General features: G+C 68.2%; 16 protein-coding genes and 1 pseudogene. 4 read left to right on the forward strand and 13 right to left on the reverse strand.

What is annotated here, in order from left to right:
- Positions 1–41: 41 nt before the first annotated feature.
- The 3 genes from ACPXCS_RS32215 to ACPXCS_RS32225 form a co-directional block, all read right to left on the reverse strand.
- Complete coding sequence (locus tag ACPXCS_RS32215; RefSeq protein WP_425950858.1) at positions 42–530, reverse strand: hypothetical protein; 489 nt, start codon at positions 528–530, stop codon at positions 42–44.
- A complete protein-coding gene (locus ACPXCS_RS32220) occupies positions 527–1,336 on the reverse strand; it encodes a DUF6083 domain-containing protein (RefSeq protein ID WP_425950857.1) in 810 nt (269 codons plus the stop codon). Before ACPXCS_RS32220 ends, ACPXCS_RS32215 begins: the two co-directional genes overlap by 4 nt.
- Before the next feature lie 235 nt (positions 1,337–1,571).
- A complete protein-coding gene (locus ACPXCS_RS32225; protein ID WP_425950856.1) occupies positions 1,572–1,835 on the reverse strand; it encodes a helix-turn-helix transcriptional regulator in 264 nt (87 codons plus the stop codon).
- A gap of 620 nt (positions 1,836–2,455) precedes the next feature.
- Between ACPXCS_RS32225 and ACPXCS_RS32230 the strand changes: the two genes are divergently transcribed.
- Positions 2,456–3,007, forward strand: coding sequence for a hypothetical protein (locus ACPXCS_RS32230; protein WP_425950855.1), 552 nt, complete (start codon positions 2,456–2,458; stop codon positions 3,005–3,007).
- Positions 3,008–3,267: 260 nt separating this feature from the next.
- Here the strand turns inward: ACPXCS_RS32230 and ACPXCS_RS32235 are convergent.
- Positions 3,268–3,987 (reverse strand): annotated as a pseudogene (locus ACPXCS_RS32235) (SulP family inorganic anion transporter); the annotation flags it as partial.
- Positions 3,988–5,315: 1,328 nt separating this feature from the next.
- Here ACPXCS_RS32235 and ACPXCS_RS32240 point away from each other — a divergent pair.
- The gene (locus ACPXCS_RS32240; RefSeq protein WP_425950854.1) at positions 5,316–7,082 is read left to right on the forward strand and encodes a helix-turn-helix domain-containing protein; all 1,767 of its coding nucleotides are present in this window, start codon (positions 5,316–5,318) and stop codon (positions 7,080–7,082) included.
- Positions 7,083–7,103: 21 nt separating this feature from the next.
- Here ACPXCS_RS32240 and ACPXCS_RS32245 read toward each other — a convergent pair whose 3' ends face one another.
- The gene (locus ACPXCS_RS32245) at positions 7,104–9,269 is read right to left on the reverse strand and encodes a tetratricopeptide repeat protein (RefSeq protein WP_425971086.1); all 2,166 of its coding nucleotides are present in this window, start codon (positions 9,267–9,269) and stop codon (positions 7,104–7,106) included.
- An 845-nt stretch (positions 9,270–10,114) separates the two neighbouring features.
- Between ACPXCS_RS32245 and ACPXCS_RS32250 the strand changes: the two genes are divergently transcribed.
- Both ACPXCS_RS32250 and ACPXCS_RS32255 read left to right on the forward strand, forming a co-directional pair.
- Complete coding sequence (locus ACPXCS_RS32250; protein WP_010049020.1) at positions 10,115–10,666, forward strand: hypothetical protein; 552 nt, start codon at positions 10,115–10,117, stop codon at positions 10,664–10,666.
- On the forward strand, positions 10,666–11,037 hold the full coding sequence (locus tag ACPXCS_RS32255; protein ID WP_425950852.1) for a hypothetical protein: 372 nt from the start codon (positions 10,666–10,668) through the stop codon (positions 11,035–11,037). The genes ACPXCS_RS32250 and ACPXCS_RS32255 overlap by 1 nt, the downstream gene beginning before the upstream one ends.
- Positions 11,038–11,553: 516 nt before the next feature.
- Here the strand turns inward: ACPXCS_RS32255 and ACPXCS_RS32260 are convergent.
- From ACPXCS_RS32260 to ACPXCS_RS32295, 8 genes are all read right to left on the reverse strand, one after another.
- On the reverse strand, positions 11,554–12,027 hold the full coding sequence (locus ACPXCS_RS32260) for a hypothetical protein (protein WP_425950851.1): 474 nt from the start codon (positions 12,025–12,027) through the stop codon (positions 11,554–11,556).
- The gene (locus ACPXCS_RS32265) at positions 12,024–12,788 is read right to left on the reverse strand and encodes a hypothetical protein (protein WP_425950850.1); all 765 of its coding nucleotides are present in this window, start codon (positions 12,786–12,788) and stop codon (positions 12,024–12,026) included. The genes ACPXCS_RS32260 and ACPXCS_RS32265 overlap by 4 nt, the downstream gene beginning before the upstream one ends.
- The gene (locus tag ACPXCS_RS32270; protein WP_425950849.1) at positions 12,785–14,812 is read right to left on the reverse strand and encodes a hypothetical protein; all 2,028 of its coding nucleotides are present in this window, start codon (positions 14,810–14,812) and stop codon (positions 12,785–12,787) included. Before ACPXCS_RS32270 ends, ACPXCS_RS32265 begins: the two co-directional genes overlap by 4 nt.
- Positions 14,809–15,564, reverse strand: a complete 756-nt coding sequence (locus tag ACPXCS_RS32275) for a hypothetical protein (protein WP_425950848.1) — start codon at positions 15,562–15,564, stop codon at positions 14,809–14,811. The genes ACPXCS_RS32270 and ACPXCS_RS32275 overlap by 4 nt, the downstream gene beginning before the upstream one ends.
- 169 nt (positions 15,565–15,733) lie before the next feature.
- On the reverse strand, positions 15,734–16,303 hold the full coding sequence (locus ACPXCS_RS32280) for a Crp/Fnr family transcriptional regulator (RefSeq protein ID WP_425950847.1): 570 nt from the start codon (positions 16,301–16,303) through the stop codon (positions 15,734–15,736).
- Between the two features lie 113 nt (positions 16,304–16,416).
- On the reverse strand, positions 16,417–16,950 hold the full coding sequence (locus tag ACPXCS_RS32285; protein ID WP_425950846.1) for a Pycsar system effector family protein: 534 nt from the start codon (positions 16,948–16,950) through the stop codon (positions 16,417–16,419).
- An 889-nt stretch (positions 16,951–17,839) separates the two neighbouring features.
- Positions 17,840–17,974: a hypothetical protein gene (locus ACPXCS_RS32290; protein WP_425950845.1), complete on the reverse strand. Its 135-nt coding sequence runs from the start codon at positions 17,972–17,974 to the stop codon at positions 17,840–17,842.
- A gap of 359 nt (positions 17,975–18,333) precedes the next feature.
- Entirely contained in the window at positions 18,334–20,766 is a 2,433-nt protein-coding gene (locus ACPXCS_RS32295; protein ID WP_425950844.1) for a Helicase associated domain protein, read from the reverse strand.
- Positions 20,767–21,303: the final 537 nt, after the last annotated feature.

Here is a 21,303-nt window from a genome sequence, read left to right on the forward strand (position 1 = left end):
CGCCCACCGTGCCGCGGGCGAGGAGGGAGAGAGGAGGACCGTTACGGGGCTGTTGGTACGCGGCGGTGCTGACGGCCGTGCAGGAGGCCGGCGGCGCAGGCCAGGACTTCTTCAGGGGTATGGCGGGCGAGCAGGCTTTCGAGCCGTTCCTCCAGGCGGCGGGCGCGTTCTTGTTGGTCCCGGGCAACAGCTGCGCTCACCCGCTGGCGGAGTACCTCCTGTGGGCGCTGTCCCATGGCGGTGGCGTCCTGGCGCAGGGCCTGGTCGGCGGCGTGGCTGAGTGCGATGTTGAGCACGACCTGGCCGTGCCGGTCGGGATAGTGCGTGGTCAGCACGTCGATCGGCAGGCGTCTATCCAGCCGGCGCCGCAGCGCATGCAGGGCGCCGCCGGGATGGCGTGCACTGTGGAGCGCCATCAGCCGGGTGCGGTCCGCGTTCGCGGCCAGAGGCACGCCACCGGACGCCTCTCTGAGTTCGCCGGGAGTGGCGGGGCGGGTCAGGGTGATCTCGACGGCGTGGTGCGGTGTCATGGTCGTACTGCCTGTCGTGCACGGCAGGCAGGGCCGGGACGTCGGGCGGGGGCGGGCAGGCGGGTGTGGATGTGCGCGTGGTGGCGGATCGGGTCGAAGGGCTCGAAGTCGGCCACCGCCAGGTCGGCGGCCGTCGGGGTGGTGGCGTGCTGCGGGCAGCGCTGGGCGCGCCAGCGCAGCTGCTCGGCGTAGGGGAGGAGGCTGAGGTCGTAGACCGCCATGACATCGGCGGGCAGGGCCAGTTGGCCGTCCGCCGCAGTGGCGGGCATCAGCCTCCAGGTGCCCGCCGGGGCATCGGGAGTGAGCAGCGGGCTGGTGCAGCGGTGGCGGCGCCGGGTCTGGGCGACGCATTGGATCTCGTCCACCGGCCGGGCGGCGAGGTAGCGGACATACAGCAGCTGAACAATGGGCCGGGCCGGCCGGCAGACGGCCGGCCGTGACGGCGGACTGCCCAGCGAGGCCGTGGCAGGGGTGAAGGCGCCGGCGTCGATCAGGCGGCGGGAGCACACGGCCAGCGACCGGCGCAGTCCGGCCAGCTCGGGGTGAGGTGGGGGTGTGTCGCGGGCGGGGCAGACAACAGCGTGAGGCAGACGGCACCAGCTGCTGCCATCCCCAGCCGGGTGGGCGACGCCGGAGCTGACGTGCCAGCGGCACACGGCTGGTACCTGGGCCGTGAGCAGTTCGTTGGGATGCAGACGCACCGGCCGGCGGTCGCTGCGGTGGTACCACTCGATCCGGTTGCCGCACTCGCGGCACCGGTCGCTCTGGCCGCAGCGCAGCAGCCGGCTCGCGCCATCGGGAGTCACCTGCAAGGAACGGCGCACGCGATGGGCGATTGGGCTGCCGTCCCAGTGCCGGGACGGTGGAGGTGTGGAGCGCATGCGCGCGAACCTGCCAGCCAACACACCGACCCTGCAGCAGCGCTGCCGCGGGATCACCTGCCCGGCCGCCCCTGGTGCGACGAGTGTGCCAGTGACCGTCTGCACGTTCGAGTGAGTCTCGTCGGTTCGGGTGATCCGTGGTGGCTGCTCGGACGGGACCTCAGTCCCCGCCCATTCCCGGCAGATCGTGCCCGCGGCACAGCGTGCCGAAGAGCTCGTCGAACGGGGTACCCAGCGCGTGGGCGAGCGCGTGCCAGGTCTTCAGCGTGCCGATGGTGCGGCCCTGCTCGATCTCGATGACGGTGCGCCTGGCCAGGCCGCTGCGGCCGGCGAGCTCGTCGTAGGTCCACCCGCGCGCGGCCCGCAGACGCGCGAGCTCCAACCGCAGCGCGTCGAGGTCCGGATCGGGCGGCAAGATCGTCACCCGTCCATCCGACGGTGCAGACCCCTGCCCTGTCAGTGCAGACCTCTGCCCTATTTCTGCAGGTGGCGGCAACGGTGAGAGGGCAGAGGTCTGCACTATGGTGGGCCGCCGCCCCACAGCCCCCGACGAACCCGGCGCGCACGCAGCAGGAGGAACACGCGCCCATGAGGCTGCGCACAGCATGCCCGGCGACACCACGCGCCTGGACCGTGGAACTGCGCCCGCACCCCAGCGGGCTCGCCCTCGTATGCCGCCAATGCCCGCACGGCAGCGGACAGGTCACCGCAGGCTCCGCCCGTTCGGCCGCCCTCGCCCACCTCGCACGACACGCACGCAGTGACCTGCTCCCACCCCACCTGCGCACCTGTCAATGCCACGAGCGCGGCTGCCGCTGGCACTCCCGCCACCGCGGCTGCGCCGGCCCCATCCACCTCCTCCTCGCACGCGAACGCGGCGGACGACTCTGGCGACTCGCCGACACCTGCAGCGCCTGCGCCGCAGCGACAGCACACGCCGCCGTCGTCCCCGACACAACCCTCGCCCGCGCCCTACGGCCAACACGCCCCCGGCGCCGCAGACGAAGCCCCAGAGGCCCGGGCGAGCGGGTCCGAGTCTGCGAAATGCTCAGCTACCTGGCCGCCGCCCTCCCCGAAAGCACCCCGGCCGCCGCACGCCTGCTCGCATTGCAGTGCGCGCTCCGCGTGGACGCTGCCATGCAGGTCAGGCTGCCCAAGGGCATGCTGCGCAGCCTCCGCCTCGACACCCCAGACCCGTGGCACGAGCTGGAGCATGCACGATGGCTACGCATCAGACCGGCAACCGCCGCCAACGAAGCTGGGGCTGACCTACTCGATGCCGCACTGCTCAGCCAGGCCCCCGCCCGCCCCGACCGCACGCAGGCAGCAGACTGGGCACTTCGTGTCGCCAGCCCCTCGACGTCCGGGGCAACGGCGGGCCCACTGCTGCAGCTGGCAAGCCTCTACCTCGCTGCACACACAGACCCGAAAACCGGCACCGGCCTGACCGGGCTCGACCAGATGGCCCGCGCCTGCGGGATCCAACCCGCTGACCTGCCCAACACACTTGATCGACTGTCCGTGACCGGATTGCTCAAGTCCTGGCAGACCTGCCGAGAGTGGGGAGACCTGTACTGGACTCTGACGGACCTTTAGGGCAAGACGCGATATCGAACTGTTGCCTGCCCTGGCATTCCGCGAGGCCAGGCACCGTCAACCTGTTGAGGCCGCCGCTCTGCTGATGCGGGGGTCTTCACGGCAGTGAGCAGCAGGCACAAAGGGATCATCACCGCGTGGTGCTTGCGCCGAATCGAGTGGTAATTAGGCGTCCTGTTCGCACCTCCGCAGCAGTCACGGCGAGGGCCGCCGTGGACGCTTGTGGGTCCGCGGCCGCCCTCGTGGGCGTGATAGACGGTTCAGTTGCTGCCGGTGAGTTCGCCGCTGAGCTTTTCGTGGATGTGGGCGCTCGGCTTGTTCAGGCCGATGATCTCGACGCTCTTGCCGTGCTGGGCGTACTTGGTCTCGATCGCATCCAGGGCGGCGACGGAGGAGGCGTCCCAGATGTGGGCGGCGCTCAGATCGATGACGACCTTGTCGGGGTCGGTGGCGTAGTTGAACTGGCCGACGAGGTCGTTGGAGGAGGCGAAGAACAGTTCGCCGGTCACGGAGTAGACCACGCTGGTGCCGTCGGGGTCGGTGACCGCTGTGACGTTGGCGAGGTGGGCGACGCGCTTGGCGAAGATGACCATGGCGGTGATGGAGCCGACGACGACGCCGATGGCGAGGTTGTCGGTGGCGACCACGCAGGCCACTGTGATGACCATGACGGTGATCTCCCCGGCGGGCATCCGCTTGAGTGTCTTCGGGGCGATGGAGTGCCAGTCGAAGGTCGCGAAGGACACCATCACCATCACCGCGACCAGGGCCGCCATGGGGATGTCGGAGACGATCGGCCCGAAGACGATGCACAGCACCATCAGGAAGGAGCCCGCCAGGAAGGTGGACAGGCGGGTGCGGGCGCCGGACACCTTTACGTTGATCATCGTCTGGCCGATCATGGCGCAGCCGCCCATGCCGCCGAAGAAGCCGGTGACGATGTTGGCGATGCCCTGCCCGATCGACTCTCTCACCCTCGCTACCGCCGACGAGGGGGCGGATCTGTCCTACACCGCGATCTTCCTGGCGACGGCGGCTGTGTGCGCGGGCGTTGCGCTGATGGCATTGGTGCTTCCTGCGCCGCAAAGGGGTCGCGACGAGGCCGCCGCGCAGCGGCGGTGATTCCCTGTCCCGACCCTCGCTCACGAGGTTGCGGGCGTCCTTGGACACGCGTCATCTGGCGATCAATAGTGCTTATGCGCACGCAGTGGCTGAGCCCTTTCCGTGAAGTGGAATTTGAGACGGCGTACGAGCCCTGGGCCACCAGGCCGCCGGCTGGGCCTTCGGCGCTCCAGTGCCGTGCTGGACCGGGTCGGGGTGGCGGACACACCCGGCGGATACGTCACCGAGCTGAAGGTGCTGGGGAACAACGCCCTGGACGTGCACCTGCTGCTCGGCGAGGAGGACATGAAGCCGGGGCAAGCGCTGGGAGCCGGAGTCGACATCCTCGCCGGCTGGTGTGCGGTCGTGCCGGGGCCCGGCTGCCCTACGGGAACGTGGGCCCGGCCTGCGGGTGGAGAAGGTGCGCTGCACGCGGTCCGAGCCGCCTTCGCTGGAGGAGATGACCGTGGCCTACCACATGAACGCGAGCCACGATCTGCTGAAGGTTGCACCGGCCGCGTGGCTCGGATACGAGCGGGTGGTTGCAGCGGTTTGAATCGACAACCTCGCGCGGCACAGACCCCCTTGTGGGGTAACTCACAGTAACTAACCTGTGAGGTGGGTGCGTTGTGCGGAGTGCACGGTGACGGCCCTTGCGTCGCCTGCGGTTTCGCGGGGACGCGTTCGGTGTGTCCGCGGGTAACCGGGACCCCGGTGCGCGGTGTGTGTTGGCTCACGGATAGGGTGTGAGCTGCGCCCCCTCCCTGGCTGAGCACCTTGGGAAACGCAGCCGAGGAAGGGAGCGTAGGAGATGGCATCATCTCCGACGGGGCTACCAGCTCCGCAACAGGGTGATCAGGCACCAGCTGGAGGGCAATCCAGCGGCTCCCGGTAGTTCACCGGTCGCCAGGTGCGCGGAACACCCGCCTCAGGGCCTCGCGTCTCTTCGTCCTCGGTCGGGTCGGGAGATGCGGGGCCCTCTCCTTATGTGTCCACGGGCCTTGGAGCTGAATCTGGTGGGATACGGCTTCTGGGCCCATGGGTGGTGAGCCCTCATAGTGAAGGCCCAAGGCCAAACTCTACAGCCCTTCGCCCGCTTGATTGCCAACATGGCTGTTCACGGGTCACAGCTGGCCCCAAAAATCTTGGCGCTGCATCGTGGTGGAGTGTCACTAAACTGCACCTGCCGTGGTGTTGGGAGGTCGGAATGGCACGAGGGCTCGCCGACATGTTCGACGGGGCAAGGCTGCGCCAGGCACGGGCCGCAGCCGAGGACGGGCGGGGGATCAGCGCTGAGGCGCTGGCGCGGCGTATCGGCGCCACCAAGTCCCAAGTGCTCGCGTATGAAAACGGATTGGTCAGACCTGACCCGCGGCGGATCCGAGATCTGGCGCAGGCCTTAGGGATCGAGCCGCTGCAACTGTCAGACGCCAGCCGGGCCCAGGCATGGACCTTGGCCGATCTGCGGCGCGCTCACGGGCTGCGAGCCGCAGACGTCAGCAGAGCGTTGAGTCTGTCCTTGCGGACGTATCGGCGTCTGGAGAACGAGGGCATCGTGCCGGCGCACAAGTTCAATCTCATGAGCGAGCTGGCGGAACTGTTTGCGATCACTGCGGGTGAGGTGGAGGAGCATTTGCGCCGGGCTCCGCTTCTGTCACAGCGCTTGGACGAGGTGCGTGAGCCGCTGTCCTGCCTGCTGTCCTTCTACTTGCAGCCGAAAAATCTAGATAAGCCCGATCCGGGTGACGACGAGATTATCGCGCTGGCCGGTCTGTATCGTCGGTCGCCTTTGACGATTGCTCGCATCGTGGGTCACGAGATCGCTCGGCTGAGGGGGATGCGGCGGCGCAAGGCGAAGTTCGATGCTGCAGCGAACTACGGTGCCACCGCCGAGGAACAGGCCAAAGGGCAGGCGGCCGCCCAGGCTGAGGGGCGCAAAATCCGTGAGGTCATCGATGCTCTTCCGCAGAACTTGGACACCTTCTTCCGGTGCATGCTGCCCCTGGACGCCTGGCGTGCCATCGCCCTCTTCCACGCGTTGCGGCCGCTGGGCGGCTGGCTCTCGACCGGGCAACTGAACGCAACCAGCGAGCAACTGGCCATGATCCCGGCCCAACTGCTCGAGCGACGAACCACCGGAAAGGATGCCGCAAAGGCGGAGTACCGCATCTCGGAGCAGGGCGCCAAACATTGCGCCGCTTACCGGCCTTGGTATGACGCGTGCTACCCCGCCGTACAGGCTTTCGTCCAGGTCAACGAGCGAGCCCTAGCTGGCCACATGCAGCAGTCCGACCTCCACGACCTCCTCGCCCAATCGGAGGCCGTGCTGTTCAGCTTCGACGGACTGCTCTGCCGGCTGTTCGGCCGCAATCTGCAGACCGTTTCAGAACGCCTGCTGAGCGGAGCGCAGTCGCTGCAGCTGGTCTTGCCACCGCAAACCCCAACCGATCCGGTCGGCATGTTGCGCGCTCTGGTACGCCATGGCACACCAGGTCAGATCAACCAGTTGGACCGACTGCTGTCGCAATTCGAGACGGAAGCCGCGCGACACGTCGCTCCGCTTCCGGGAGTGAGTCAGCTGCTGCGTGCCTTGGCGGACAGCCCTCGGCGCTTGGCCGTGGTCACCGACCACGCCTCCGACGCGGTGAACGTTTTCCTTGAGCGGCTGCCGACCGACATCCCGCCCGGCCGGATCGCTGTCTTCGGCCGCCCCGGTGATCCAGAGCTGATGAAACCCAACCCGCACGGGTTGTCGCAGGCGACCGCGGCTCTGAAAGCTCCGCACGCCCGCGTGCTGCTGATGGGGGAGTCGATCGCCGATGCGCTGGCTGCCCAGACGGCGGGTATCCCGTTCGTTGGTGTCGCCGCCACGACACGGCAGGCTCGGATGCTACGCGATGCCGGGGCCAGTCGCACTGTGGCCAGCGTGCGCACCATCACCGCCGTGGTCAGAGAGCAGCAGGCTGGCGCCTGACCCTGCCGCATGTGGTCGCAGTCATTCCTCCTCGCTGGAGTGCCCCCGGGTGAAAGCCGCAAGGGCATGTGTGTAGCGACGGGTCTGGGGATGGTCGGTGCCCAGCAGCTGGCGGGCGGAGTCGCAGACCTGCTGCAGCAGCTGCAGTGCCTCGTTGCTGCGCGACAGTGCCTGCAGCACCGTCGCCAGGAGATGAGCCGTCGCCAGCGTTTTGGGATGACAGAACCCGTAGAGACCGGTCCTGGAATCCAGGACACGTCGGCATTCGTCGTGAGCCTGTTGCATCAGGCCCAGGTCGTGCAGGACGCAGGCGTGATTGTGGCGAGTGGTGGCGGTGCTGGGATGGTCCTCGCCGAACTGCTGCAGCCGGATCGTGAGCAGCGCATGGTATTCCTGCCGGGCTGCCTCCAGATCGCCCCGGTCGTGCAGGACGCGTGCCAGCTCGTGTCGTGCTGCGAGCGTGTTCGAGTCCTGCTGGCCTCCGGTGCGCAACCGCGCCCGGTAGACGCATCGCAGATGGTCTTCGGCCCCGTCCAGACGCCCCATGTCGTGCAGAAGCCTGCCGAGCTCATGGCGGGCGATGAGCGTGTCGTGATGTTCCGTGCCGCAGATGCGATCCAGGGAGCTCCACACCTGCAGTCGCAAGGGTTCAGCGTCGTGCAGTGCGCCTAGGTCGTGCAGGATGGAGGCGAGATTGTGTCGGGTGGTGATGGTCTCCACATGATCCGGACCTAGCACCTCACAGCGAATGTCCAGCACCCGTTCGAAGCCGCTCCGGGCTTGGGCGAACAGTCCCTGGGTCTGGAGGTAGCGGGCGGCGAGTTCCGCAGCATCGGCGCAGACTGTCCGCTGAGGGACGGACAATTGGGGGAGACCGTCTCCGGCGTGCTGCAGCAGATCGAGTGCGTGCGGTGTCAAGGCCGCCCACGCGGACCAGGACTTTGGGTCTTCCGGGGGGAGGCGTACCTCGTCCAGCCGCAGGGCTTGCTCTATCAGCGTGACAGCGGTGGTGGTCTCGGCGGCCCGGGCGATGTCCCGAATCAGCGGATGCAGTCTCACGCAGGGCAGCCCTCCATTTGTTGCGGATAGGTCTAGAGGATCTACTAACCCCAGTGCGGCGAGTTCGCGCAGCGTGCGCCACAGTGTCGTTCCGTCCAGATCGGCAAGGCCGGGGAGGACGGCCGACACTTTCGCCGGCCGCAGCAGCAGCGTGTAGGGAATCGGCGCCTCACCGAAGGCGGCCAGCACCGTCAGCAGCCGTCCGGCGTGAGCGAAACCCATCTGATGCAGCAACTCGATCGACATCTGCCAGGCATGGGCGATCACCCGCGCCGGATTGAGGCTGCTGCCGTGCTTGTTGAGTACCTGGTGGTAGGTGGCGAAGTCCAGGGGCATGCCTGCTTCCCTGAGGGCTTCCGGCATCGTGTTGACTTCCGCCAGATAGGAGCCGGCCATCGACAGCGCCAAAGGCAGGCCGCCCAGCCGTCTCCCCAGTGCCTTGGCCGCCTGCACCGTCCCGGCGTGATTACCAGCGTGGTCCAGTAGAACCTGCGCAGCATCGTCGGGCGCCAGGGGGCCCACTGGGTGCAGAACTGCGGCCCCGCCCCACCAGCGAGCCACCCCGTAACGGGTGGCCACCACGACCATCCCGTCGTTACAGGCATGCGGGCGCAGCCAACCTGTCCCCGCGGCCAGCCGGCCGGGGCCGTCCAGCACGGTGAGATCTTCCGCATTGTCCACGATCAGCAGCCAGGGCCGAGTCGAGGCATTCAGCCTCTCCCATAAAGCATCTGCAGCAGCCTCGCCGACCTCGTCCTCGTCCAGACCCGTGTGCCGCGCCACCACCCGCATCCCGGCTACGAACGTTGCCGCGTGGCGGGCATCCACCCACCACACCCGACGAGGGCCAGTCCTTGAGAGCCGGTACACCAGCTCCAGGGCGATGGCCGTCTTGCCGCTGCCGCTGATTCCGTGCAGCACGTGCATACGGCCATCGCTGCGTCCCGCGCACAGATGCAGGAGCTTCTCAACCAACTGCTCCCGCCCTCGCAGTGGGTAGCGCTGATCGCGTTCCGCCACTGGTGGTGCCACGGTCACAGCCGTCCGCTCACCCGGCGTCGCTGCGGACACCACCAACTGGGCGACGTCCATTCTCCCGGCCGCCACGGAGCCGAGCTGAGCGATCACCTGGGCTGTCGAGCCTGCGCTGGGGACGGGAATTACGGTTGCGGCCGGTGGGGAAAAGGGGGCGTGAGGTGAACCCCGCCCTCTACTCGAACCACGCCACCTGCCACCGAGCCACCCTCCGCTGTCACCGACACATCGCCTCCCGCCACCAGGCCGCCCGCACCGGCCTGCTGCCCGGGCATCTGAGGTGAAGTACCGGCAGATGCAACGAGCTCACGTAGTTCGGTGACGACCTGCTCACGCTCATCCGGACGCAGAGTCTGCAGGAACACCTCCCAGCGTGTCTGCCATACACCTTGCCAGTAGAGGCGTTGTCGCTCGAGGTCTCCCTCGCCTGTCACGCCGGCTTCCGTCTGATCCAGACGGATCAGCTCAGCCTGATGCTGCTCGGAGTCCCCTCCGCCCAGCATCTGGGCAGCCCGCTCTCGAACGCTTCTCCAGGCATCGGTGCCTGCGGCCTGTACGACCGCCAGGCCACCTGCCGTCGCTAAGGCCGCGATCGACTCAGCTAACACACGCCCCCCAATGCGATATGAATATCCCGTTCCGCATACACGTTCGTTGGCCATTGCTAGTCGTCGGGTGATGCTCCATCAAATACTTCCGCTAAATCTGCCCTGTCACCCCTCCCATTTCCACCCCCAGGCAAGGGGTCATAGTGGACGGTGACCGTGCTGTGCAACCACTCCCGAGGATCGATGTTCACCAGATCACGGAGTGTGACATCGGAAAGGTCACGGCCACCAGGTAGGACGTGTAGGGTCCGAGTCTGGCCGACGAAGGCCCGCTGCCTGACAGGCAGACTCTCCTCAACAGCCTGGTGCACAACCGAAGGAGGCCTGGCCTTGAGCCGCCGGCGGGCCGAGCAGCGCCGCGACGACGACCCTCAACGCACACATATGCGGCTGCAGTACAAGAGTCTCGTCGTCCCTCTGCAGTTCTACCTGTTCGTCAAGTGTGCAGCCCTGCACCTCGACCCCCGCAAAGTCGCCGACGAAGCCTGGATTTTGGCCTTCTCTGAGCCCCACAGCCTCCGCGGCTACCGTGCCCTGCGCGAGAGGGCGGACGGCATCGTCCAAGAGCGCATCGACGCTGGCGTTGACACGCGGGACGCCGACTACTCCCTGGTGCAAGTGTTCGACGCCTACTTCAAGGGCAAGTACCTCGCGCTGCGCGAAGGCCTGCAGGTGCTGGATGAACTGCCCCTTGACGACCGGCGGGCATACCAGGCGAAGCTTCTCGATCTCCTCGCCAATGAAAACGTCGCAGCGGTCATGGGAGCAGCCGTTTTCGAGAACCGAGAACGCGAGAGGGAAAAACTCGCTAACTTGGCAGGAGCGAACCACGATCTCAGCGTGCTCGAGTCGTTCTTCGCCGACGTGAGGGGGAAGCGCTAATGACGATCAAGACCAATGATGATCTCGTCGTCCGGCTCTACCGATCCTACGTAAGGCTCAAGCACGACGTCCGCGCCGATGACGATCTCGACCGACGCTTCGAACACGCACTAGACGCCGTTGAAACCCAACTCGCCACGCGTCACCCCCATCGCACATGGCGTCCCCGCCGCCGTCGTTCCCGTCTTGCTGGCAGCGCCCGCTCCGCTCCGCACCGCCGCACTGCCATCACGACGGCTGCGGTCACCCTTTGCACCACGATTGGCGGCGTGCTGCAAGGCGCAGTAGGAGCGGTGATCTCCCTCAGTGTCAGCCTGCTTTTAGCTTGTACGGTGGCCGTGATCCAGCACGGCCCTGCCCGTCGCGACTGACCGTCCGCTCATTCAGAACCGCTCGCGTGGCAGGATGGCTGGTCTCCGGTGCTGACATGCAGTGCCGATAACTGTGAGCTGTCTGTCCCGTGAATGATCTACAGCGTGCCGACTGGTCTCGCTACTCCGTCATAAGAGCGGCGGATGCGGCGCGGGCGTGCTCGGGTAGGTGGTAGCGCGCGAAGAGATACTTGGCGGCGACCGCGGCCGCCAGCTTCGTTGCGGTCGGCCGGTGCCCGCTGGCGCGCCGGGTCCATGCCGCAAGACCCACGCGCTGCCGGGTCGTCGGGTGTGGCGCCAACGTCCTGGCAGTTGGCAGCCCCTGCCAGGGCTTGGCCCGACTGCCCACGACTGCCTGCCGGCTGGCTGATCCGCCGCACCACCTCACCGGTTGCCGCAGTGCGGAAGAAGACACCTGCTCAGAACCTCATTGCGCTTGTGCGGTTCCAGCCGCGCCTCGTTGCGCATCAATGCCGTGCACCTGGTCGGCGCGATCGTCGGCAGCAGGCCGATACGTCACCTACGGCCGTCTGCTCGCCGTGATCCCTCCTCGCCGTCGCGGCTGATGCCGTCGCCGCCCCGTGGTGCCGGTTCCTTGCTGAGGACACCGCTCACCTGCTCGTCGTCGAAGGTGTTACCGGGCTCTGGCGGCCGCCCCCAGTCGAGGACGTGCAGGCCCGTGCTGTGGACGAGGAGCGGGTCCAGGCCGAGGAGCTGGATGGGGGAGTGTCCGTTGCGCTGCAGCCATGCGCGGCGGCGGCGTTGTTCTGTGCTGCTCAGTTTGTGCCAGTAATCGTGGTGCACTCCTGGAGTGCCGGGGTGTTCGTTTGCCCAGGCGCGGACGAGGGCGGTTTCGTCGGGCGCGGTGTGCAGGGTGATCAGGGCCCATGCGGTGTCATACGGCAGGGCCGGTCCGTGCTGGGCCATGAGCCGGCGGGTGCGCAGCTGCCGCAGAGGTGCCAAAAGCCATCGTGTGGTGCGGTAATTCATGTCGGCGTGCTCCCGGGGTCGTCGCGTCGCTGCCAGCGGGCGGCGGTGTCTTTGAGGTCGTGGTGACCCAGGGCGTGCAGGGTCTGGGTGAGGGCTTGTAGGAAGATCTCGCGCTGCTGTGGGGTGTGCAGGGCGGTGATAAACCTGTCGGCGAAGTGCCTGATGTCGCCGCGCAGATCGTCCTGTGCGGGGTCATGCGGCAGCGGCAGACCTTCTAGTGCGTCTGTCAGTTCCTTGAGCTCGCTGAGGCGGTCGGGGAATTCGGCGATCCACCACACCCTTTTCAGGTCTGGGTCGGCGAGCACGCGCTGCAGATGGGCCAGACGGCGCATCTGCAGCTCGTGCTCCAGGTCCAAAGTTTGTTGCCGGCGCGCATGTTCGGCGGCCAAGTCACGGTCGCGTGCCGTGGCGGTCAGCTGAATCGAGCCAGCCACCTCCAGGCCGGGAATGGGGCGGCTCCACCGCATCAGGGCGGTGTTGGCTGCGTCCTGGGCTGCGCCGAGATCGAGGACGGAGTACTGGCACAGCAGGCGGGTGGCCTGCTGGCGCAGGTGATGGCGCGCGAGCACGGCAGGGTCGTGGTGATCTGCCGGATCGGCGTGCGTCCAGCGCCATGCTCCGTCGACGCGCACGGTGAAGAAGACGCTGGTGATGCGGCTGGCCATCCGCTCGTCGTTCATGACGAGCGGATGTGCCCCTTGGGTCTCGGCCGCGTCGAGGGCGGCAGTCGCGGTGATGCGGCGCCAGGGGAGGATGCTCACGCGGCCGTGACGATGCCGTCGTTGCCGGGCTCTGCGGCGGATCCGGGTTCCGCGGGGGAGGCCGTCTGCTGGGAGATCAGCAGGTCGAGCAGCAGCCTGCGCCGCATCCTGCCCAGGTCAGAACTGCCGGAGGAGCCAACCAGAAGTTCGGCTGCGCCCCGCTGGCCGAGATGGCCGTGCAGCACCGCCGCTGCCAGAGGCAGGACCTGGTCGTCGGACAACCGGGGGGAGTCCAGCCATGCGGCCAGACGCGCATGGGCCGTCCCAGCCGCATTGGGGTCCTGCAGTGCTGCCCGCCAGCCGCGGACGAACAACTCACCGGCGAGCGTGTCGGCGGCGTCTTCGCCTGTTTCCCGCGCTGCGAGCACCGGGAGAAGGGTGTCGCAGGCGATGTCGGTGAGGGCGAGAAACGTGTCTGTTCCGGCCTCGCGGACATCGCTGTCGGCGGCCTCGGCCCAGCCGACGATTTCCGACAGCACCAGGATGCGCTGTTCAGGAGTGCTCGCCAGACGGCGTACCGCCTCGGCTACCGCCTCGCGGGCCAGGCCGTCGCTGCGCGAGGCCAGCAGACGCAGCCGGGTTAGCGCGATGCGCGGATACGTCTGTCCCAGACGGCCGGCGCAAATATCGGCGACTGCCGTGGCCAGTTCCTTGCTGGTGCCCTTTTGATGGGCCCAGTCGTACAGCTGCTTGCGGACACCTGCGCCCGTCACCGGGTGGAGCGCCATTGTTTCCAGGACCTCAACGGCCAGCTCCCTGTGCGCGGAGCGGCCCGTGGCAATCCAGTCGCTCGCCACCAACTGCACCACTGAGCCGCCGGGCAGCAAAGACAGCTGCACCAGGCAGTCGGCGATGCGACGCAGATGGCGTACGGCGACCCCGTTGGGTGCGCTGATGTGCGAGGCCCACTGCAGCAGCACCCGGCGCAACTGCGGCCGCTGCCGCCACACGTACTTCAGGACCGCTTCGGGCAGTCCGTGCTGCCGGGCCTCGAGCGAGAGCGCCTCGTCGTCGTCCTGTGAGGCCTTGATGGCGTGGAGCCGTTCGTCCAGGCCCCGGCCGGCCAGCGCGCCACCGGGCGGCTGAACGCCGCCGACCTCCGCGAAGAGCCGGTCCGCAGCGTCCAGCACGACGTCAGCCGGCACGCCTTCCAGCAGGGCGGTGGCAACCAGGAGCGCTCGCTCACGCAGGTCTTCCGGATTCGAATGCTTTTCGAACCACTTCTGCAGATGGTCCTGCCAGTCGGTGAACTCCTGCTTGACCGCGTCCCGGTTGTCTTCGCCGGCCTGAGCGACCAGCAGGGCCAGACGAGCGGCGTCGGACGGCTCAGCCGATTGGGCGAGCAGCGCGTCCAGGGGGGCACTGGACAGCCAGTCCACCCGGTCGGCTGCGAGGTGCCGCAGGTGGGCCTTGGCGATCTCGGTCGCCGGCGGGCGGATCATGCGCACACTGGGCACGGTCGCCAGCGTCCCGGGATTCCAGCCTTCCGGGGTCGCCAGGATAACCAGGAAGGCTTCGGCTGCTTCGGCTTCCTGCTGGTAGTCGGCGAGCCCGGTGTAGAAGTCCTCGTCCAGCCCACGGCAGGCCGTCAGATCCAGGACGAACCCGTGCCCCTTGGTGTGGGGAAGCTGCTCCGTGCGCGGCCGGTCCCAGTCCAGGACCAGCCAGCGGATCCGTTCCCGGGGCACCCCCACACTGTGCAGCACGCGCAGCGCGGCTGCGCGCCGGCCCGTGCCGGTCTCCCCGAGCAGCACCAGTACGTGGCGCCGGCCGTGCGGACGGTTCAGCATGCTCACGGCGTGCGCCACCTGCCCGGAACCGTTGCTGCCCAGGGCATCGACAAACGCGTTCTCCACGAGGTCCATCTCGCGGTCAGCCATCCCGACCCCGCGCAGGTACTCCCAGCCGCGCACGTACCGGTGGTGGTGTTCCTCGTAGTCGCGACCGACCTGCGTCACGCGTGCGCGGCCGGACGCCTCGGCCTGCTGGACGGGCACCGCCTCGATGATGTCCGGCCCGCTCATGACTGCTCCTGACCGGTGATGTAGTCGCCGCCGACCTGCACCAGCCGCGCCTTGCCGCTGGCTTTCCCCTTCTGCCTCACACTGGACTTGCGCTCGTTGGCCTCCCGGCCCTTCGCAGCCTGCTGCGCGGCGGAATCCAGCGGCTCAGGTGGCGCTGCATCGCCACTCCTGGCGAGGTAGGCACTGATGACGGAGGGCACCAGCCCAGGGACGAACAGCCAGCATGTCTCCTCGAAGCCGGGCTTGCCGTCCACGCGGGCAGTGGCCTTGAGGAACTGGCGTTCCGTGAAAGCGGGCGTGCGGCCGGCGCGTACGGTACGGCGGAACACGGCGTCCGACACGGCAGCAGCCAAGAGGGCGCCATGGTCCATCGCAGCGGCCAGGGCGTCGCGGACTGCGTCACTGTCGACGAGCCGGCAGGCATCGACGGCGGCGTCACCGCGGTGCTCCGGCAGTGTCAGCGGCCCGACGTGCACGCTCGCCCGCAGCCGGATCCGCGGGGCGCTGGCCAGCCGCGTCTGGTCGTAGCGCTCGAGCGCCTGGCCGAGGTGGCCGAGGAAGGGATCGACCAGCCGCGCTGCGTGCCGGGCGGGCAGCACGAAGATGGCACCGTCCCCCCGGTCCTTGTAGGCACTGTCGAGCGGGGTGATGTTTTCGATCCGGCTCTGTGCGAACACGGTGGCCAAGATGTCGTCCAGATCGGTGCGGGTGGGCGCCATCTTCGCCTCGGGGATCTGGCTGTATTCCTTCATGTCGACGACCAGGAGGGCGTGCTCCGGCGGTACATCGACAGCGTCGGGCGGGACAGGAGAAGTCACGGGTCACCGGCCTTTGGGTCGCGGGAAGTTGCAGTGGCGCCCATGCTGGCCGTGCCCGGGCCCAGGCGGTGCCCAGCAGTGGGCACGGTGCCGGTGCGGTCGGTCACCTCTGGGCGTGCGCGTGTGACTGGATGGAGGTGATGTCGCGGATGAGGAGCCCGCCGGCAGCCTCCGTGGCCAGCCACCCCTGCTCGCGCCACGGTTTGAGCGCCGTCCCCACGGCATTGCGGGACGCGCCGATCATCTGCGACAGCTCTGCCTGGGTCAGACGCACCACGTGCTCGGCGTGGCCTGCGGATGCGGCATGCATGAGGCGGCCCAGAGCCGAGGCCAGACGCACAGGAACCGGCGCGGTGGCCAGCTCGAGCCGTACCGTCTCCGCTTCGCGGACCCGGGCGATGGCGTGACGCAGCAGCGGAGCCAGCAGCCCGTGCGAGTCGACGAAGCCAAGAAAGTCAACGGCCGGGATGACGTGCACCCGGCAGTCCTCCGCAGCGATGACCGACGCGGTGCGCGGCTGGTCGTCCAGGACGGCCAGTTCGCCCAGCAGCTCTCCTGCGCCGCGCACCGCCAGCAGCGTCCGCTCCCCGTGCAGCCCGGTCAGGGTCACCAGGGTGGATCCGGAAGCCAGCAAGATGACATGGGTGCCGGGATCCCCCTGCCGCAGCAGCACACTTCTGGCCGGACGCATACGAACAGGGGCCAAGTCACGTAATCGGGACCATAAACGCTCACCGATGACCGCAGCATGCGGCTGATACATACTTCCCCCGAGTGTGGCGGCCGTCACGCCGCGATACTCTCAAGCGGCGTGTAAGCGATCAACAACCCAATTCCGGCCAACGTAACGGCGGCTGCAATGAGATCGGCAGCCCGCCTGACAGCGCGGAACTTCCGGCCCGCCAAAGCCGTGAACAGCGCCAGTCGTTCGGCCTCGGCTCGCGCAGGCCCGTCAACGCTCATGGCCGCCACGGCCGACAAGACCTCCTCGGACCGGCTGCAGTCCACAGCCTCCCGCGCGAAAACCCTGAGCCGGCCGCCCCGCGGCAGAACGGGACGAATCGCCGACAAAGCCGCTATAAGCGATAGGCCAAGTAAAACGGCAACGCCCGCCAGGACAGCGGTCAACAAAGCCCCAGCACTGGGCAGAGCCGACACAGCTGCAGCGTCGACGGCCAGCAAACCACCGGCCACGCCACACAAGGCCGTCGCCTTTGTGTCCGCCCGCTGCACCTCGGTGAACATCTCAGCAGCCTTGGCCTCAAGCCAGCCACGGCCCACCAGGCCCGTCGAACCGAAGTCCTCGCCGATGTCAGGCACGTAGCTCCTCCTTCAGGCCCTGCGCCGCCGCTTTCCGTACCCGTTCACCGTGCACGAATCCCGTCAGCCGAAGCGCCCACTGCAGGGCACCGCGCATGCTGAACCCGTCACAGCCACAGCGCGTCCTTCGGTCAAGCAGCACCAGTCGACGGTCAGTGACACCTCAGGTGCACCCTCCAGTACCTGCGGTGTCCTGACGTCGGCCCACTACCGGCCACGGCCGCTCCCCCTTCAGCAGCCTTCACCGCGACACCCCGCACCCCACCGGGCGCACGCGGACGATGCCCTCATCCTTCCGCCCTTGTGGTCCTGGTAGCCGGTGCCTGGTCTGGGGGCTTTGAGGAAGATCTCCCGCTCCTGCGGAGTGTGCAAGGCGGTGACGAACCGGTTGGTGAAGTGCCCGACCTCGCCCCGCAGATCGTCGTCTGGGGCCACCCGGCTGGCGCCCGGACCCGTGGGAGGCGCAACGGCTCAGCGTGTGGAGGTGACATCGTCTGTAGCCGTACGCCTTGTCAGGCCGCCGAACCCGCAAGCCAGTGCGCGAAGGGCGTGCGCACGTCCGGGACGTGCAATGGCGTTGTGTCCGCGCCTGCGCCGCGCGCTGCCTTCAGAACTGCCGCACGGTCCCCGGTCGCGAGCGTATCCACAGGGCACACCTGGCATTCCCCTTCCTCTGCGCGTCCCGCCGCGGCGTCTGCAAGGGCCCCGGAGGTGGGCGAGGGCGTCGAGACCGCGGTCGACGCGCAACGCGTGCCAGGTGCCGCCTTGCTCGGCTGCTGGGAGTCCGGCCGCGACGCCCGGATACACGGGCAGGCCGATGTGGCCCTCATGAACTCGGATGAGGCCGGTCTGGAGGAGGTAGTCGCACAGATCGGACTCGGCCTGATGGTCAGCCAGACGAGGGTTTCCTCACGAACCCGGGGCCCCACAGGTACTGCGAGGGGAAGGCGGTGGTCGCGCTGCGTGCGTCGAACTCCAGGAGGTTGAGGTCGGTGACACCGCCCGGGCACAACACGGCTCGCATCAGGATGTAGGTGGATGCCTCTTCGTCGCGGTCTCGGCCAGTTGGTCGGCGTAGCCGGCCGTGGTCTTCTCACCATGGTCGCTCCAGCCGATGGCGACCACGCTTCGACTGAGCGGCGCGGGATACAGCCGGCCTCCTGGTGTCGGACGTCACGCGGGCCGATCAGGCTGGCGGCGCCGGAGGTCAGAACGGTGCTGTACAGGGCGACGATCAGGGATTCTGGATCAGGAAGTCCGCCGCTTCCCGTGTCCTGTGCTTGCTGTGGAACGTCTCCGCCTGTGCTGCCCACAGTGGCCACATCTGGGCCGTGGAGAGACCATCATCGCCCGACCATGCCCCGGTCACCTCATACCCGGGGCTCAGGCCCACTTCATCCCGGCGTCACTGAGCTCCCGCACCCGCTCAGGGGCCAGGCGCTGTTTACGTGCACGGCAGTTGGCGATGAACACTCCCAGCGCACGGTCGTCGCCGTCCACGGTTTCCACGTGCTGGCGAGGGACGTTCAGATGCCCTTCCCGCTGCTGGTACTGGCGGGCTGCGGCGAGGTTGTCGGCCCACATCTGCGCCCGCGTCCTGCCCGGGGCAGGGCCTGCCTGAGGCTGCCCCTCGCCCGGCGCCAGGTGCAGTACCTCGGTGAGCAGCCACTGCTGCGCGGGCAGCAAGCCGTCCCATACGGCAACGGTGCGCTGGTCACCGGCCCAGCGCCCGAGGTCCTCGCCCTGGACGACGAGCTCCCCGGGCTCAGCGGGCAGTTTCCCGCCGCCGTTCACATGGGCGCGGGCGAGGTGAAAGCACCGCTGCCAGGCGATGTCCCAGACCGGGCACCAAGCGGGATCGATCGCCTCCAGTTCCCGCCACCGCCGCGCTCCGTCACGCTTTCCCGGTGCCCGGCCCTCGTCGGGACCGTTCTGCGCCGCTCGTTCTCGTCGTGCGGCTGCACGCTGGTCACGCAGCCAGATCCCCACGGGGTAGCCCTGCCAGGTTGCCTCGGTAGGGGCGAGGAGGTGCCCGTGCTCCGCCGCCCAGCCGCGTGCGGCGTCCAGGCCTTCGGAGAAGGCCACCTCGCGGTGGGACCACACCATTCCGGCCGCGTCCAGTTCTTTCACCCGTTCCTCGGCCAGGGTGCCCTGACGGTAGGCGATGCGCTGTTTGGCGATCCATACCCCCAGCGCGAAGCCGTTGGGGGCGGTATACCCGTATGGGATCCGCAGGTGCCCGTGATCGGCGGCGTAGGCGGTCGCGGCCTGCAGCCCCCGCCGCCAGTACTCGCCCTCGGGCCGCAGCACACGCGCCCGGATGAACGCCGCCAACTGCACCGGGTCCCGGGCCGTGGAGAACTGCAACAGCCCCTGCGCCGCCCCACTGACCACCCCACCCGCCGTCCCGCCCGTGACCGAGGGAACCTGCCGGCCGGGGGCCTGGGGGACGGCGAGCTGCTCGACGGCCTCGGCATCGTGAGCGCGCAGCGCGGTCAGCACCTTCACCAGATGCGTGTACGACCGTGAGGCCAGCATCTCGTCCGGCTCCTCACCCGGCTCCAGGAACACCGGCACCACCAGCGAGGCCACCTTGCCCTCCCCAGGCTGCATCCGCAGCGCCCGGCCCACCGCCTGCACCACATCAGGCGTCGAGCCCCGCGCATCCACGAACACCACCGCATCACACGCCGCGGTATCGACCCCCTCGCCGAGCACACGCGCCGACGACAGCACGCACAACTCCATCACGGCATCCTTCACCACCCCAGCGGAAAAGGTCTCCAGCACCTGCCGCCGGTGCACCGCCCGATGCTCCCCGCACAGCCAGTCCGCCCACACCGCCCCCGGCTCCACGAACGAGGCCGCATCGGCCTCCCACAGCGACGCGGCCACCCGCCCCAGCCCGCCAGCGAAAGCCTCCGCCTCACTCGTACGATGATGAAACGTCAGCACCCGCCGCAACCGGTGCTCCGCAGCAGTCTTCAAAACCGCCGTCTGCAAGGCCGCCAACCGCACCCCCCGCACCTCATCCGTATACGCCTGCGCACCCACCAACTGCACCGCCGACAGCTGCGGATCAGCGATGTCCACACAGACCACCTGGTACTGCGCGATCAACCCCCGCTCGATCGCCTCCGACATCGTCAGCCGGTACACCACCGGCCCGAAGATCTCCTCATCGTCCATCGACGCCACCAGCCGTCCCGCCCCACCGGCCGCCGCCCCCTCAACCCCAGGCACCCCCCACAACCGCGGAGTCGCCGTCATGTACAACCGCCGCACCGCAGGCAACCGCCGATCGTCATGCACCACAGCCCACGGCTTCCCCAACACCCCCGCCGTCCGGTGGGCCTCATCCACCACCATCAGATCCCACCGACCCACACCGGCCGCATGAGCACGCTCCAGCACACCCAGCCCGGCAGCCGCATACGTGGCGAACACCGTCACCCGGCCCTCATGGGAGAGCCACCCTGCCAACTCATCAGCATCCGTGGTGCACCGCACCCCTACAGCGGCCTTCTCCCGTTCGGAACACACCCCGAACAACCGACCACCCCGGCCACCGGCACGCCATACACCCACCATCTGACCCAGCAGATCGAGTGTGGGCACCAGAACCAGCACCTGTTCGGCGCGGAGCCCCTGGGCGGCATAGACCGCGATAAGGCTCTTCCCTGCCCCTGGAGGCGCGATCACCTGCGCACGCACCGCTGTGTTCGCGAGCTCTCTGCTCATCGAAGACCCGAGCGCACGGACCACCGCGTCAACTGCCTCGACCTGATGAGGACGGAGCCGCTGCTTCCTGGGCACGAAATCCCGCCTTCCGATCTACGGGGGCAGTAGGCCCTCAGAGTAGAATCCCTACAGGAGAAATTATGATGCAAGGCCCCAGAGGCCAAGCCCATCACACGCTACAACCGAGCATGGCTCATGCCCGACCGGCTCTGCACCCGAACCTCGAAGACGCCCATCCCGCCCCAGCAGTATGGGACAATGCACCCTAAAATTGACGCACCGTCATAGGACGAACCTGACAAGGCGTCAAATACTTCGGCACAAATGCTGCATCACCTGACACAGGGCACCTCCCCTCGCTGCTCGGGCCGAAGGCCCGTTGGCCGCACCGCGCAGCGGGGCCGGCTTGCGTGGCGCATCGAGCCACGGGGTGGCTGGAGCGCAGCGTAAGCCGCCCTCACGGGGCCGCAGGCCCCGGAGCTCCGGGAGCGCAGCGGACGGAGCGTCACCTGCCTTGCGCAGCAAGGCAGGTGACGCTCGCGCGGAGCGCGAGCGCAACACCCGTGCGGAGCACGGGTGTTCGCTTGCCCATCGCGCAGCGATGGGGGACCC

The organism is Streptomyces sp. DT190, assembly GCF_049846985.1.
GTDB lineage: Bacteria > Actinomycetota > Actinomycetes > Streptomycetales > Streptomycetaceae > Streptomyces.

Excerpts from the sequence above, each read along its gene's own strand:
- ACPXCS_RS32215 (WP_425950858.1), bottom strand. The coding sequence starts at position 530 with ATGACACCGCACCACGCCGTCGAGATCACCCTGACCCGCCCCGCCACT.
- ACPXCS_RS32230 (WP_425950855.1), top strand. The coding sequence starts at position 2,456 with ATGCTCAGCTACCTGGCCGCCGCCCTCCCCGAAAGCACCCCGGCCGCC.
- ACPXCS_RS32240 (WP_425950854.1), top strand. The coding sequence starts at position 5,316 with ATGGCACGAGGGCTCGCCGACATGTTCGACGGGGCAAGGCTGCGCCAG.
- ACPXCS_RS32255 (WP_425950852.1), top strand. The coding sequence starts at position 10,666 with ATGACGATCAAGACCAATGATGATCTCGTCGTCCGGCTCTACCGATCC.
- ACPXCS_RS32260 (WP_425950851.1), bottom strand. The coding sequence starts at position 12,027 with ATGAATTACCGCACCACACGATGGCTTTTGGCACCTCTGCGGCAGCTG.
- ACPXCS_RS32270 (WP_425950849.1), bottom strand. The coding sequence starts at position 14,812 with ATGAGCGGGCCGGACATCATCGAGGCGGTGCCCGTCCAGCAGGCCGAG.
- ACPXCS_RS32275 (WP_425950848.1), bottom strand. The coding sequence starts at position 15,564 with ATGAAGGAATACAGCCAGATCCCCGAGGCGAAGATGGCGCCCACCCGC.
- ACPXCS_RS32290 (WP_425950845.1), bottom strand. The coding sequence starts at position 17,974 with ATGCGAGCCGTGTTGTGCCCGGGCGGTGTCACCGACCTCAACCTCCTG.